This window comes from Nocardioides sp. Leaf285, assembly GCF_001422955.1.
Taxonomy (GTDB): Bacteria; Actinomycetota; Actinomycetes; order Propionibacteriales; family Nocardioidaceae; genus Nocardioides; species Nocardioides kribbensis.
This window is the reverse complement of record NZ_LMNH01000003.1, coordinates 687,934-701,957: the sequence shown is the minus strand read 5'-3', so window position 1 is coordinate 701,957 and position 14,024 is coordinate 687,934. Positions and strand designations below refer to the sequence as shown.

The 14,024-nt window shown below is 71.6% G+C and carries 17 protein-coding genes; all 17 read right to left on the bottom strand.

Translation table 11 applies throughout. From position 1 onward, the window contains the following. Positions 1–55: 55 nt before the first annotated feature. On the bottom strand, positions 56–1,234 hold the full coding sequence (locus ASF47_RS11625; RefSeq protein WP_056864129.1) for an MFS transporter: 1,179 nt from the start codon (positions 1,232–1,234) through the stop codon (positions 56–58). Continuing rightward, positions 1,231–1,668, bottom strand: coding sequence for a DUF2550 domain-containing protein (locus ASF47_RS11620; RefSeq protein WP_056864128.1), 438 nt, complete (start codon positions 1,666–1,668; stop codon positions 1,231–1,233). The genes ASF47_RS11625 and ASF47_RS11620 overlap by 4 nt, the downstream gene beginning before the upstream one ends. A gap of 116 nt (positions 1,669–1,784) precedes the next feature. Continuing rightward, positions 1,785–2,180, bottom strand: a complete 396-nt coding sequence (locus tag ASF47_RS11615) for a F0F1 ATP synthase subunit epsilon (RefSeq protein WP_056864127.1) — start codon at positions 2,178–2,180, stop codon at positions 1,785–1,787. Next, entirely contained in the window at positions 2,180–3,634 is a 1,455-nt protein-coding gene (gene atpD / locus ASF47_RS11610) for a F0F1 ATP synthase subunit beta (protein WP_056864126.1), read from the bottom strand. The genes ASF47_RS11615 and atpD overlap by 1 nt, the downstream gene beginning before the upstream one ends. A 19-nt stretch (positions 3,635–3,653) precedes the next feature. Beyond that, positions 3,654–4,574 carry a F0F1 ATP synthase subunit gamma gene (locus tag ASF47_RS11605; protein WP_056864125.1) on the bottom strand — a complete coding sequence of 307 codons (921 nt, stop codon included), beginning with the start codon at positions 4,572–4,574 and terminating at the stop codon, positions 3,654–3,656. 3 nt (positions 4,575–4,577) lie between these two features. After that, positions 4,578–6,221, bottom strand: a complete 1,644-nt coding sequence (gene atpA, locus ASF47_RS11600; protein WP_056864124.1) for a F0F1 ATP synthase subunit alpha — start codon at positions 6,219–6,221, stop codon at positions 4,578–4,580. Between the two features lie 108 nt (positions 6,222–6,329). Continuing rightward, positions 6,330–7,145 carry a F0F1 ATP synthase subunit delta gene (locus tag ASF47_RS11595; RefSeq protein WP_056864123.1) on the bottom strand — a complete coding sequence of 272 codons (816 nt, stop codon included), beginning with the start codon at positions 7,143–7,145 and terminating at the stop codon, positions 6,330–6,332. Beyond that, on the bottom strand, positions 7,145–7,720 hold the full coding sequence (locus tag ASF47_RS11590; protein ID WP_056864122.1) for a F0F1 ATP synthase subunit B: 576 nt from the start codon (positions 7,718–7,720) through the stop codon (positions 7,145–7,147). Before ASF47_RS11590 ends, ASF47_RS11595 begins: the two co-directional genes overlap by 1 nt. A 37-nt stretch (positions 7,721–7,757) precedes the next feature. Continuing rightward, entirely contained in the window at positions 7,758–7,949 is a 192-nt protein-coding gene (atpE, locus tag ASF47_RS11585; RefSeq protein WP_251534340.1) for an ATP synthase F0 subunit C, read from the bottom strand. A gap of 89 nt (positions 7,950–8,038) precedes the next feature. Then, on the bottom strand, positions 8,039–8,857 hold the full coding sequence (gene atpB / locus ASF47_RS11580) for a F0F1 ATP synthase subunit A (RefSeq protein WP_082500231.1): 819 nt from the start codon (positions 8,855–8,857) through the stop codon (positions 8,039–8,041). A 31-nt stretch (positions 8,858–8,888) separates the two neighbouring features. Then, positions 8,889–9,218, bottom strand: a complete 330-nt coding sequence (locus ASF47_RS21100) for an AtpZ/AtpI family protein (RefSeq protein WP_156697861.1) — start codon at positions 9,216–9,218, stop codon at positions 8,889–8,891. A gap of 30 nt (positions 9,219–9,248) precedes the next feature. Then, entirely contained in the window at positions 9,249–9,749 is a 501-nt protein-coding gene (locus ASF47_RS11570) for a hypothetical protein (protein WP_056864119.1), read from the bottom strand. A 112-nt stretch (positions 9,750–9,861) separates the two neighbouring features. Beyond that, positions 9,862–10,998 carry a glycosyltransferase family 4 protein gene (locus tag ASF47_RS11565; protein ID WP_056864118.1) on the bottom strand — a complete coding sequence of 379 codons (1,137 nt, stop codon included), beginning with the start codon at positions 10,996–10,998 and terminating at the stop codon, positions 9,862–9,864. A gap of 8 nt (positions 10,999–11,006) precedes the next feature. Beyond that, entirely contained in the window at positions 11,007–11,672 is a 666-nt protein-coding gene (locus ASF47_RS11560; protein ID WP_056864117.1) for an L-threonylcarbamoyladenylate synthase, read from the bottom strand. Positions 11,673–11,678: 6 nt separating this feature from the next. Next, on the bottom strand, positions 11,679–12,557 hold the full coding sequence (gene prmC, locus ASF47_RS11555) for a peptide chain release factor N(5)-glutamine methyltransferase (RefSeq protein ID WP_056864116.1): 879 nt from the start codon (positions 12,555–12,557) through the stop codon (positions 11,679–11,681). Between the two features lies 1 nt (position 12,558). Next, complete coding sequence (prfA, locus tag ASF47_RS11550) at positions 12,559–13,632, bottom strand: peptide chain release factor 1 (RefSeq protein WP_056864115.1); 1,074 nt, start codon at positions 13,630–13,632, stop codon at positions 12,559–12,561. 114 nt (positions 13,633–13,746) lie between these two features. Beyond that, positions 13,747–13,962, bottom strand: a complete 216-nt coding sequence (gene rpmE, locus ASF47_RS11545) for a 50S ribosomal protein L31 (RefSeq protein ID WP_056864114.1) — start codon at positions 13,960–13,962, stop codon at positions 13,747–13,749. Between the last annotated feature and the right edge of the window lie 62 nt (positions 13,963–14,024).

Sequence of the window (14,024 nt, the reverse complement as noted above, 5' to 3'; positions counted from 1 at the left end):
CCCTGCCCAACCGGACAGGTGGCCCCTGGTCACGCGGCGGTGGCAGCGACCTCGCTCACACCGGCCGGTCGCGTGTCGCGAGGACGGCCGCCGCCGCGGGCACCATCAGCACCGCGACGACGAGCAGGGAGTGCAGCGTCCCGACCACGTCGGCCAGCTGGCCGAGCAGCGGCGGTCCGGCGAGGAACGCGCCGTAGCCGATCGTCGAGACGACGCTCACCCGCGCCGCCGCCCGGGCGGGGTCGTCGGCGGCCGCGCTCATCCCGACGGGGAACCCGAGGGAGGCGCCCAGCCCCCAGACCACGATGCCGAGGGCGACCAGCGGCAGCGGCTCGGCCAGCACCGTCAGCACGGTGCCCGCACCCGCGGCCGCCGCGCTCGCCCACAGCACCGGGCTGCGTCCGGAGCGGTCGAGCAGCGACGTGCCCAGCAACCGCCCCGCGGTCATGGCGGTGACGAACGCCGCGAAGCCGGCGACACCCACCCACCGCGGCACGTCGTGGCCGTCGATGAGGGCCAGGGCGAGCCAGTCGTTGGCGGTGCCCTCGACCATGGCGAAGGCCAGGACCATGACCCCCAGCGCCAGGGTCCGGGGCTCCGACCACGCCGTGCGCGGCCGCCGCTCGCTGCGCGCCGACGGGGCCGCGGGGGGCAGGAACGAGGACGCGCCGCGCACCGCCAGCCCGACGGCCACGACCACGACCGCCCCGAGGTGCACGGGCATCGCGACGCCGAGGCCGCTCATCGGGATGCCGAGCACGGCGCCGCCGATGGTGCCGAGGCTGAAGCCGGCGTGGAAGCGCGGCATGACCGTGCGCGCCAGACGACGCTCGACCTCGGCGGCCTCGACGTTCATCGAGACGTCCCAGACGCCGATGCCGACACCGTGCACGAAGAGGCCCACCGCGGCGACGGGCACCGACTCGAGCCAGAACGCACCGCACGCGGCGAGCAACAGCCCCGTGCCGTCGACCAGGGCCCCGCCGCGCAGCACGGCGCCGGGGCTCCAGCGCTCGATGAGCCGCCCGGTGCTGGGCAGGGCGAGCACGGACCCCGCCGCGATCGCCAGCAGGAGCAGGCCGAGGTCGCCGTTGCCGAGGTCGAGGCGCGAGCGCAGGTCGGGGATGCGGGAGACGAGCGAGGCGAAGAGGAAGCCGTTGAGGGCGAAGCTGAGACCGACGGCGTTGCGGGCACGACGCACGGTGGGGTCGGGCGGGATCGTCGTGGTCGTCACGGCATCTGCGCGCCCGGGGGCTTCGCCTCGAGCCAGGACTGGAAGCCGGTCAGCGAGGCCGGGGCGAGGGCGAGCTCGACCTGCCCCGCCGGGGAGTCGCAGCACACGACGACGTGGTCGGGGTAGAGCGAGACCTGCTCGGTGCCGTCGGGCTCGCGTCGACCGACGAGCTCGAGGTCCTCGCGCTGCCACACGCGCTTGGGACGCGGCGAGAGGGAGAAGATGCGGAACCACTCGAGGGTCTCCCCCGAGTAGCGACCGATGCCGAGCAGCCACCCGCGGCCCGGGCGGTCCGTGCGCACCCGGTGGCTCAGCTCGAAGGTGCCTCCGTCGCGGGAGATGAGCCGGCGGCGCACCACCAGGGCGACGGCGTAGAGCAGCGCGAGGAGGAGCAGCAGCCCGAGTGCGTCGAGAAGCCACTGCCACAGCGGCATCCGCCCACCCCCACCCTGCGCTTGAAAGAGCAACGACCCGAGGCCCTCACCCTACTGGGGTGGGTGCCTCGGGTCGTGGCGGGGTGGTGCTGTGACGTGCAGGGAGGTGCTGGGCCTCAGCGGGCCTTCTCGACCGCACGGATGCGGGCCTCGGCCCGGCGGATCCGCTGCTCGGCCTCGTCGCTGGTCGGCAGGCCACGGGCCTCGTCCAGCTCGGTCCGGGCGTTGTCGACGTCGATCTCCTCCGAGAGCACGGCGTGCTCGGAGAGGACGGACACCCGGTCACCGGCCACCGACAGGAAGCCCCCGTCGACCGCGGCGACCACGACGCCCTCGGGCGCCGAGATCTCCACGACGGCGTCGGTGAGCAGCGAGAGCAGCGGCGCGTGACCGCGCAGCACACCCACGTCGCCCTCGACCGTGCGGGCGATCACCATCGAGGCCTCGCCGGACCACACGGTCCGGTCGGCCGCGACGAGCTCGACCTGCAGGCCGGTGTCGGACGACGCCATCAGAGGCTCTTCTGGATCTCGGCCCACTTCGCCTCGACGTCGTCCAGACCGCCGCACATGAAGAAGGCCTGCTCGGCCACGTGGTCGTACTCGCCGTCGGCGATCTTGTTGAACGCCTCGATGGTGTCCTTCACGGGCACCGTCGAGCCCTCGATGCCGGTGAACTGCTTGGCGACGTAGGTGTTCTGCGACAGGAAGCGCTGGATGCGACGGGCGCGGGACACGATGATCTTGTCCTCCTCCGACAGCTCGTCGACACCGAGGATCGCGATGATGTCCTGGAGCTCCTTGTTGCGCTGCAGGATCGCCTTGATCCGGATGGCGCAGTCGTAGTGCTCCTGCCCGATGTACTGGGCGTCGAGGATCCGCGAGGTCGAGGTCAGCGGGTCCACCGCGGGGTAGATGCCCAGCGACGCGATCTCGCGCGAGAGCTCCGTGGTGGCGTCGAGGTGCGCGAACGTCGTGGCCGGCGCCGGGTCGGTGTAGTCGTCGGCGGGCACGTAGATCGCCTGCAGCGAGGTGATCGAGTGACCGCGCGTCGAGGTGATCCGCTCCTGGAGCTGACCCATCTCGTCGGCCAGGTTGGGCTGGTAGCCCACGGCCGAGGGCATGCGGCCCAGCAGGGTCGACACCTCCGAGCCGGCCTGGGTGAAGCGGAAGATGTTGTCGATGAAGAGCAGCACGTCCTGGTTCTGCACGTCGCGGAAGTACTCCGCCATCGTCAGGGCCGAGAGGGCCACGCGCAGGCGGGTGCCCGGCGGCTCGTCCATCTGGCCGAAGACCAGGGCGGTCTGCCCCAGCACGCCGGCCTCCTCCATCTCCGCGATGAGGTCGTTGCCCTCGCGGGTGCGCTCGCCGACACCGGCGAACACCGACACACCGCCGTGGTCCTTGGCGACGCGGGCGATCATCTCCTGGATGAGCACGGTCTTGCCCACGCCGGCGCCGCCGAACAGGCCGATCTTGCCGCCGTTGACGTAGGGCGTCAGCAGGTCGATGACCTTGATGCCGGTCTCGAACATCGTGGTCTTCGACTCGAGCTGGTCGAAGGCGGGGGCCTTGCGGTGGATGCCCCAGCGCTCGGTGACCTCGTACTCCTCGCCCTCGGTGAGGTTGAGGACGTCACCGGTCGCGTTGAACACGTGACCCTTGGTGATGTCGCCGACGGGCACGGTGATGGGCTCGCCGCTGTCGGTGACGGTGGCGCCGCGCACCAGGCCGTCGGTCGACTGCATCGAGATGGCGCGGACCATGCCGTCGCCGATGTGCAGTGCGACCTCGAGGATCAGCGTCTTGGTCTCGCCACCCAGGGTCAGGTCGACCGTGAGCTTGTTGTAGATGTCGGGCATCGCGTCGACGGGGAACTCCACGTCGACGACGGGGCCGGTCACCCGAGCGATGCGACCGGTGCTCCCCGACGCCGTGGTCTGGGTCTCTTCAACGATTGCAGTCATGTCTCTCACTCAGCTCTGTTCACTCGTGGGAAGCGTTGGCGTCGGCCAGGGCGTTGACGCCACCGACGATCTCGCTGATTTCCTGTGTGATGCCAGCCTGGCGGGCCTGGTTGGCGATCCGGGTGTACTTCTTGATCAGCTCGTCGGCGTTGTCCGTGGCGGACTTCATCGCCTTCTGGCGGGCGGCGAGCTCGGAGGCCGCCGCCTGCAGCAGGCAGAAGAAGATCCGGCTCTGGACGTACTGCGGGAGCAGCCCGTCCAGCACGGCCTCGGGCGAGGGCTCGAACTCGTAGAGCGGCAGCAGGTCGGCGTCGGACGGGGTGTCGTCGTCAGCGGCCTCCACCACCTCGAGCGGGAGCAGCCGCGTCGCGGTCGGCTCCTGGGTCAGCATCGACACGAAGCGCGTGTAGACCACGTGCACCTCGTCGACGTCGCCCTCCTCGCCCTGCTCCTTGAGGAAGGACTCGATGAGCGCCTCCCCCACCTCGGCCGCGACGTCGTAGGACGGCTGGTCCGAGAAGCCCGTCCACGACCGCACCACCGGGCGCTGGCGGAACTTGTAGAACGCCTCGCCCTTGCGACCGCAGAGGTAGAAGTCGATCTCCTTGCCCTCCTCGCGCAGCCGCTCGGAGAGGCGCTCGGCCTCCTTGAGCACGCTGGCGGAGTAGGCCCCGGCCAGGCCCCGGTCGCTGGTGACGATCAGGACCGCGGCGCGCTGGGGGTTCTCCTCCTCGCGGGTCAGCGGGTGGTCGACGTTGGAGAACGTCGCCACCGCCGAGACCGCGCGGGTGAGCTCGCGGGCGTACGGCGCGGCCGCCTGCGCCCGCTGCTGCGCCTTGATGATGCGGGACGCAGCGATGAGCTCCATGGCACGCGTGATCTTCTTCATCGACTCCGTCGACTTGATCCGCGCGCGGTACTCACGCAGCGACAGGGCCATCGGTCAGCCCCGCTTCTGCTTGACGATCTGCTCCTGGCCGAGCTCGTCGTCCTCGAGGGCCTCGGCGGGGGCCTCGTGGCCCACCTTGATCGAGGAGCCGTCGGAGGTCTCGAACTGGTCGAGGAACGACTCGTAGGCACCGATCAGCGACTGCTCGGTGTCGTCCTCGAACTTCAGCGTCTCGCGGATGGTGGCGAGGATGCCGTCGTGCGAGCGACGCAGGTAGTCGAGGAACTCGTTCTCGAAGCGCAGGACGTCGTCGGTGGGGACCTTGTCCAGACGGCCGCTGGTGCCGAGCCACAGCGAGGCGGTCATCTCCTCGACGGGGTACGGCGAGTAGGCCGGCTGCTTGAGCAGCGCCATGAGGCGCTGGCCGCGGTCGAGCTGCTGGCGCGAGGCCGCGTCGAGGTCGGAGGCGAACATCGCGAAGGCCTCCATCGCGCGGAACTGCGCCAGGTCGACCTTGAGCGAGCCGGTGACGCCCTTCATGGCCTTGGTCATCGCCGAGCCACCCACGCGCGACACCGAGACGCCGACGTCGATGGCCGGGCGCTGGTTGGCCGCGAACAGGTCCGACTGCAGGAAGATCTGGCCGTCGGTGATCGAGATGACGTTGGTCGGGATGAACGCCGACACGTCGTTGGCCTTGGTCTCGATGATCGGCAGGCCGGTCATCGAGCCCTTGCCCATCTCGTCGGAGAGCTTCGCGCAGCGCTCCAGCAGGCGGGAGTGCAGGTAGAAGACGTCACCGGGGTAGGCCTCGCGGCCCGGCGGGCGACGCAGCAGCAGCGACACGGCGCGGTAGGCCTCGGCCTGCTTGGTCAGGTCGTCGAAGACGATGAGGACGTGCTTGCCCTCGTACATCCAGTGCTGGCCGATGGCCGAGCCGGTGTAGGGGGCGAGGTACTTGAAGCCCGCCGAGTCCGACGCGGGGGCCGCGACGATGGTGGTGTACTCCAGCGCGCCGGCCTCCTCGAGGGCGCCGCGCACCGAGGCGATGGTCGAGCCCTTCTGGCCGATGGCGACGTAGATGCAGCGCACCTGCTTGTCGGGGTCGCCGGTCTCCCAGTACTGCTTCTGGTTGATGATCGTGTCGATCGCGACCGTGGTCTTGCCGGTCGCGCGGTCGCCGATGATCAGCTGGCGCTGGCCACGGCCGATCGGCGTCATGGCGTCGATCGCCTTGATGCCGGTCGCCAGGGGCTCGTGCACCGACTTGCGCTGCACCACCGAGGGCGCCTGCAGCTCGAGCGCGCGACGACCGCTGGTCTCCAGCTCGCCCAGACCGTCGATCGGGGTGCCGAGCGGGTCCACGACGCGGCCGAGGTAGCCGTCGCCGACGGGCACCGAGAGCACCTCGCCGGTCCGGCGGACCGTCTGGCCCTCCTCGATCTTGTCGAAGTCACCGAGGACGACGACACCGATCTCGCGGGTGTCGAGGTTCAGGGCCAGGCCGAGCGTGCCGTCCTCGAACTCGAGGAGCTCGTTGGCCATCGCGGAGGGCAGGCCGCTGACGCGGGCGATGCCGTCACCCGCCTGGGCCACGGTGCCGACCTCTTCCTTGCTGGCGGCGTCGGGCTGGTAGTCGGCGACGTACTTCTGCAGCGCGTCGCGGATCTCCTCCGGACGGATGGAGAGCTCCGTCATCTTGGTGCCTTCTCTCTTGTCTCTTGCTTCAGGCGGTCTGGGGCGACTGGTCGCGGGTGGAGCGGTGGTGCGGGGTGCCGGTCTCCCCCAAGGGTGACCGGCGGGTGGTCATCCGGCGATGCGGCGGCGGGCGTCGTCGAGGCGAGCGGAGACGGTGCCGTCGATGACGTCGTCGCCGATCTCGACCTTCACACCGCCGATGACCGAGGGGTCCACCACCAGGTTGAGGTGGACCGGACGGCCGTACTGGCGGGAGAGGACCTCGGTGAGGCGCTCGCGGTCGGCAGCGGAGAGCTCCCGGGCCACGCGCACCGTCGCCACGCCCTGGCCGTGGACCTCGGCGGCGACCTTCTGGTACTCGGCGAGGGCGACCCCGACGGTCCGGTAGGTGCCGGCGAGCGACTGCTTGGCCAGCGCGGCGGTGGCGCCGAGCGCCTTGCCGCGCAGCAGGTCGTCGACCAGCGCACGCTTGTCGTCGACCGAGCGGGCGGGGTCGGACAGCGCGTCGCGCAGCGACGGGTTGTCCTTGACGGCCTGCGCCAGGGCGAAGAGCTCGTCGGCCAGGCGACCCGCGTCGTTGCCGGCGGAGGTCACCACGGCGACGACGCCGAGGTGCTCGAGCGCGTCGGGCAGGTCGCCCGAGGCGGTCCAGCGGCGCGAGGCCGCCGAGCGGAGCAGACCCAGGGTCTCCTCCCCGGCGCGGGATCCGAAGACCTCGCCGACGATGCCCGTGCGGGCCTCGGCCGGGATCGAGCCGTCGGTGACGAAGCGCCGCAGGGCGCCCTCGCCGCGCAGGGTCGCCGCGACCGAGAAGAGCTCGTCACCGACGGTGGCGGCACGCTCGGACGAGCCGGACACGGAGGTGCCCAGCTCGTCGGTGAGCGTGGCGACCGCGTCGACCGAGGCTCCACGGAAGTGCGACATCAGTTGACCCCGCTCCCGCCGGCCGGGGCGGAGCCCGACTCGAGGTCGGCCAGGAAGCGCTCGACGACACGGCTCTGGCGAGCGTCGTCCTCGAGGCTCTCGCCGACGATGCGACCGGCCAGGCCGGTCGCCAGGGCGCCGACCTCGGCCCGCAGCGAGGTGACCGCCTGCTGGCGCTCCGCCTCGATCTGGGCCTTGCCGTTGTCGACGATGCGGGTCGCCTCGGTCTGGGCCTGCTCGCGCATCTCCGAGATGATCGAGGCCCCCTGCTCGCGGGCCTCCTCGCGGATGCGCGCGGCTTCGTGCCGGGCCTCGCTGAGCTGCTGCTCGAGCTCGGCCAGCTTGGCGTCGGCCTCGGCCTGCTTGGTCTCGGCAGCGGCCAGCCCACCCTCGATCGCCTGGGTGCGGTCGGCGTAGGTCTTCTCGAACGACGGCACCACGAACTTCTTGACGAGCAAGAAGAGGATGCCGAAGACGATCAGCGACAGGACGATCTCGACGGCGTGCGGAACGAGCGGGTTGAGCTCGCCGTCCTCCGACGCCCTCACCACGAGGGGTGCGAACGGTGCTTGCATGGGCTAGTCCTTCCGGTCCTGCGTGAGCCCGACTCGGTCAGAGAACGAACGCGAGGGCGATGCCGATGATCGCGAGCGCCTCGGCGAGCGCGAAGCCCAGGATGGCGATCGACTGCAGGCGGCCCTGGGCCTCCGGCTGACGGGCCACACCGGAGATGTAGGCGGCGAAGATGAGACCGATGCCGACGCCGGGGCCGATGGCGGCCAGGCCGTAGCCGATCATGTTCATGGAGCCAGTGAGTTCCACGACTTTCCTTTCGGTTTGTACTACTTCGGGGTTCTGGGCGGGTCGTGCGGGTGGAGCAGTGGGGCCGACGGTCAGTGCTCGTCGGCGAGAGCGCCCTGGATGTACATCGCGTTCAGCAGGACGAAGACGTAGGCCTGGAGGAACTGCACCAGCAGCTCCAGGAAGGCGACGGCGATGAAGAGCACCCAGGCGAGGACGCCGACCGGCGCGTAGGCCAGCGACATCTCCGCGATGATGTACTCGCCGCCGAGGGCGAAGAGGATCAGCAGCAGGTGGCCCGCGAACATGTTCGCGAAGAGACGCAGCGCCAGCGTGACCGGGCGGACCAGGATGTTGGAGAGGAACTCCAGCGGCACCAGCAGCAGCAGGATCGGCCCGGAGATGCCGGCCGGCACCGACTGGAGCTTGAAGTAGCCCACGAAGCCGTGCTTCTTGATGCCCACCGCGTTGTAGATGATCCAGCTCAGCGCGGCCAGCCCGTAGACCATGCCCGCGCGGGAGAAGGTCGGGAACTGGATGAAGGGGATCGTCGCGAAGAGGTTGTTGAGCAGGATGAAGAAGAACAGCGCGAACAGGTACGGCACGAACCGCATGAAGTCGTGGCTGCCGATGATGTCGCGCGCCATCGAGTTGCGGACGAACCCGTAGGCCTCCTCGCCCACGAACTGCAGCTTGCCCGGCACCATGGCCCGCTTGCGCGAGGCCAGGTAGAAGAAGCCGAACACGAGCACCGCTGCCAGCACGAGCTGGAGCATGGGCTTGGTGACGGCCAGCAGCTGGGTCTGGCCGAGGAACTCGTAGGACCCGAAGTCGCCGCCGATTCCGGGCAGGTCGAAGTCCGCGGGACCCGGCGGGGTGAAACCCTCGCTGGCGGGGATGAGGCTGCTCAACGTGTCTCCTGTGTCTGCGTCAACGGGTGCGTCACTGCTGCGCCTGCTGGTCGTGCGGCTGCTGCTCGTGGTGCGGGGCGTGGTCCCGGGTGTCGGGCTGGGCGCCGGGCTTGACGTAGGGCTGCGGTCGGAACCGCGCCCAGGTCTGGTAGAGGCCCAGGGTGATGCCGGTCAGGATGCCGACGACGACGAGGAACTGGGTCCCCCACCACCGGTCGAGCCCCCATCCGATCCCGCCGTAGACGAGCACCCCCGAGACCAGGTAGCCGAAGGCCAGCCACGGGTCGCCCTGCACGTCTCCCGTGGGGGACGTGGTGGGGTCGGGGTCGCTCTGCCCGGAAGGAGAGTCTTCAGGAGCCATCGCGCGTCGGACAATAGCAGCCGCCATGGGTCAGCGATCACCCGCCCGGGCCGCACCGGACGCGGGCGTCCGGTGGTCGTCGGTGCCGGGCGGCGCCTCTGCGGTGAGGGCGTAGGCGGGGATCCGCAGCCGGGTGGTGAGGGCGATCTGGAGGACCACCCACGACAGGGTCCCGACGACGGCACCCGCTGCGACCCAGCCGGCGGCCAGGGTCTCCCCCAACGCGCCGCTGCGGTCGAGGGCGAGGAAGCCGACACCGGTCAGGACGACCTGCAGCAGGTACGTCGTGAGCGCCACCACGAGGGCGAGACCGGGCGCGACGGTGGCCACCGCGTCGACGGCCAACGAGCCGAGTGCGAAGACCACGACGACGAGCCCGGCACCCACGGCGGCGCCGTAGGCCGCCGGGGCCCCGGAGACGACGGCACCCAGGCCGGCCAGGACCAGGCCGGCTCCCACCGAGACCGCCGCGCCTCCGAGGAGCACGGGGGCCACGCTGGTGCGCGGGTCCTGCTGCGACTCGGTCGTCATCGTCGGCGGCCGTTCTCTGGGGGCGGGAGCGGGGGTCGAGAGGCGTTCTGCACGATCGTGACCGCGCTCGTGAAAACTATCACAAGGCCTCCCCGCGGACCCAAACCGCAGGTCAGACGGGGTCTGTGACGCCGGCCGGACGGTGCACACGGGGCAGGAGGAAGGTCAGACCCGCGGTGGCGGCGGTGGCGACGAGGAGCACGACCAGCACCCAGGCGCCGGTGTAGAGGCTGGCCAGCACGGTGCCGAAGGCGACCAGCGCGGCCCAGAGCCACATGATGAAGACCGCGCGCCGCTGCGAGTGCCCGATCTCCAGCAGCCGGTGGTGCAGGTGCTGCTTGTCGGGGGCGAAGGGAGAGCGGCCGGCCCGGGTGCGGCGCACCACCGCCAGCACCAGGTCGAGCAGCGGGATGACGAGGATGGAGATCGGCAGCAGCAGCGGCAGCAGGGTCGGCAACAGGCTGGCCTGACCGCCCGAGGCGCCCTGGGAGATGTCGGCGCCGGCGAACTGGCCGGTGAGGGTGACCGCGGAGGCCGACAGGACCAGCCCGATGAGCATCGACCCGCTGTCGCCCATGAAGAGGCGGGCAGGGTTGAAGTTGTGGGGCAGGAAGCCGGCGCACGCGCCCGCCAGGGCCACGGCCAGCAGGGCCGCCGTCGTGGCGCGAGGCGCGTTGTTGGCCACCGTGAGCTGGTAGCAGAAGGCGAAGAAGGCCAGCGCCCCGATGCCCACCACGCCGGCGGCCAGCCCGTCGAGGCCGTCGACGAAGTTGACCGCGTTGACGGTCGCCACCACCACGAAGCCGGTGAGCAGCGCCCCCTGGGCGGGGTCGAGGGAGAACACGGTGCCGTCGGTGGTCGGGAAGAAGTAGAACTGCACGCCGAAGGCGATGAGGAAGCCGGCGGCGAGCACCTGGCCGCCGAGCTTGGTGAGCGCGTCGAGCTCGAAGAGGTCGTCGAGGACGCCGACGGCGCAGATCAGCGCGCCGGCGATGAGCACGATGCCGGCGTCGCGGAAGACGAAGGCGCCGCTCGCGGAGAGGAACGGCAGCTCGCGCGCCACCAGGTAGGCCGCGACGAGGCCCCCGAGCATGGCCAGCCCCCCGAGGTAGGGGATCGGCTCGTCGTGGACGTCGCGGTCGCGCACCCGGGCGACGGCGCCCGTGCGCAGGGCGATCTCGCGGGCGATGACGGTGAGCAGGTAGGTGACCGCAGCGGCGACCAGGAAGACCAGGACGTACTCGCGCACGGCTCTCGTCAGTCCCCGTGGGTCAGGGTCGCACCGAGCGGCTCGAGCACCTCGTTGAGCTGCTCCAGCGAGAGGGCGCCGAGCCGGAGCACCCGACCCTGGGCGCCGGTGACGTCGACGATCGTGGAGCTCTCCCCCACCGGGGACTCCCCCGCGTCGACGATGACGGCGACGTCCTCACCGAGCATCTCCTCGGCCTGGTCGGCGTCGGTGGCCGCGGGCATCCCCGTCTTGTTGGCCGAGCTGACGGCCAGCGGGCCGGTGCGCTCGAGCACCTCCCGCGTCAGCTCGTGGTCGGGCATGCGCAGCGCGACGGTGGCCCGGGTGTCACCGAGGTCCCACTGCAGGGAGCCCTGCTGGTGGCACACCAGGGTGAGCGGTCCGGGCCAGAAGGCCTCGACGAGGGCGCGGGCGTAGCCGGGGATCTTGGTGGCCAGCGCGTCGATCGTCGTCGCCGAGCTGACCAGCACCGGCGGGGGCATCTCGCGACCCCGCCCCTTGGCGGCCAGCAGCTCACGGACCGCGGCCGGGTCGAAGGCGTCGGCGGCGATGCCGTAGACGGTGTCGGTGGGCAGCACGACCAGCAGGCCGCGCTGGACGGCGAGGGTCGCGGCCTCGACGGCCTCCTCGCGCTCCTCGTCGGTGGTGGTGGCGTAGCGCAGCTTGTCAGTCATCGCCGCTCATCGTGCCAGTCTCGCGGTCGTGAAGCGCGCACGCCCTGCCAGGTCGGTGTGGTCACGCACGTCGGCCCACCGCCCGGCGGCCACGAAGACGGCCGGCGCGGACTCCCCCTGCACGTCGGCGTGCTCGGCGCCCACGACGCCACCGGAGCGCAGCAGCTGGGCCGCCCGCACCGCGAGCACGCGCATCGCGTCGAGCCCGTCGTCGCCGGAGAAGAGCGCCAGGTGGGGGTCGTGGTCGCGGGCCTCGGGGGCCACCGACTCCCACGCCTCCAGCGGCACGTAGGGCGGGTTGCAGCTGATCACGTCGACGGTGCCCCGCAGGTCCTCGAAGGCCGTGGCCATGTCGCCGCGGCGCAGCTCCACCCCGGTGCCCGACAGGTTGCGCTCCGCCCAGGCGTGGGCGCCCTCGTCGAGCTCCACGGCGTGCACCCGCGCGCCGGGCACCTCGTCGGCCAGCGCGCGGGCGATGGCGCCGGAGCCCGTGCAGAGGTCGACCACCACGGGCTCACGGCCCTGCGCCAGCACCGCGCGGGCGGCGTCGACCGCCCACCCGGCCAGCAGCTCGGTCTCCGGGCGGGGCACGAAGACCCCGGGGCCGACGGCCAGCTCGACGTGGCGGAACGCCGCTGTGCCGGTGAGGTGCTGCAGCGGCTCGCGCGAGGCGCGGCGCGCCACCAGGGCGTCGTACGCCGCCAGGGCCGGGCCACCGACCCGGTCGACGAGCACCAGCCGGCCGCGCGTGGTGCCCAGCACGTGCGCCAGCAAGGCGTCGGCGTCGTGCTCGGGCGAGGCGACCCCCGCCTCGCGCAGGCGCGTGCAGGCCGCGGCGAGCACCTCGCGGCGCGCCCGGTCGGGCCCGGGGCCGGCGCTGGTCATCTCAGTCCTCGAGCGCGGCGAGCCGCGCGGCCAGGTCGGCCTCGACGCTGGAGGCGATGACGGGCTCGAGGGCGCCGTCGAGCACCTGGTCGAGGTTGTAGGACTTGTAGCCGGTGCGGTGGTCGGAGATGCGGTTCTCGGGGTAGTTGTAGGTGCGGATCCGCTCGGAGCGGTCGACGGTGCGGACCTGGCTGCGACGGGCGTCGCTGGCCTCGGCGTCGGCCGCCTCCTGGGCCACGGCCAGCAGCCGGGCCCGCAGGATGCGCAGCGCCTGCTCCTTGTTCTGCAGCTGCGACTTCTCGTTCTGGCAGCTGGCCACGATGCCGCTCGGCACGTGGGTGATGCGCACCGCGGAGTCGGTGGTGTTGACGCTCTGGCCGCCCGGGCCGCTGCTGCGGAAGACGTCGATGCGCAGGTCGTTGTCGTCGAGCTGCACGTCGACCTGCTCGGCCTCGGGGAGCACGAGCACCCCGGCGGCGCTGGTGTGGACCCGCCCCTGCGACTCGGTCACCGGCACCCGCTGGACGCGGTGCACCCCGCCCTCGAACTTCAGCAGGGCGTAGGGCGCCTCCCCCGGCTCCGGGGTGCCCTTGGCCTTCACCGCGACGGTGACCGACTTGTAGCCGCCCAGGTCGGACTCGGTGGCGTCGAGGACCTCCAGCGCCCAGCCACGGGTCTCGGCGTAGCGGGTGTACATCCGCAGCAGGTCGCCGGCGAATAGCGCCGACTCCTCGCCGCCCTCGCCGGACTTCACCTCCAGCAGGGCGTCCTTGTCGTCGGCGGCGTCGCGGGGCACCAGCAGCCGGCGCAGCCGCTCCTCGGCCACGACGCGGCGGGCCAGGAGCTCCTCGGCCTCCGCCGCGAAGGCGGGGTCCTCGGCGCCGAGCTCGCGGGCCGCCTCGGCGTCCTCGCCCAGACCGGTCCACTCTCGCCAGGCGGCGATGACCGAGGACAGGGCGGCGTAGCGCTGGTTGAGGCGCTTGGCCAGCCGGGCGTCGGCGTGGGTCTCGGGCGCGGCGAGCCGGCGCTCGAGCTCGGCGTGCTCGCCGAGCATGCCCTCGACTGCCTCGAACACGGAGCCTCCCGGGTGCTGTGAGCGGTGCTGGTGCGGCGTGGGTCGGAGAACCTGGTGGTACGACACGAGCGCCGGCCCCCGTCACGGTGGACGGGGACCGGCGCTCGAGGAGGACTACTTCTTGGCAGCCTTGGCGTAGCGGGCCTCGAAGCGGGCGACGCGGCCGCCGGTGTCGAGGATCTTCTGCTTGCCGGTGTAGAAGGGGTGGCACTGCGAGCACACGTCGGCGCGGATCTCGCCGGACTCCTTGGTGCTGCGGGTCGTGAACTGGGCGCCGCAGGTGCAGGTGACCTGGGTGTCCACGTAGGTCGGGTGGATGTCGCTCTTCATGCTGTCCTCATCTCCTGTTCCCGTCTCCGGGAGGGCGCCGGGTCGTCGGCGCGGGATGCGCG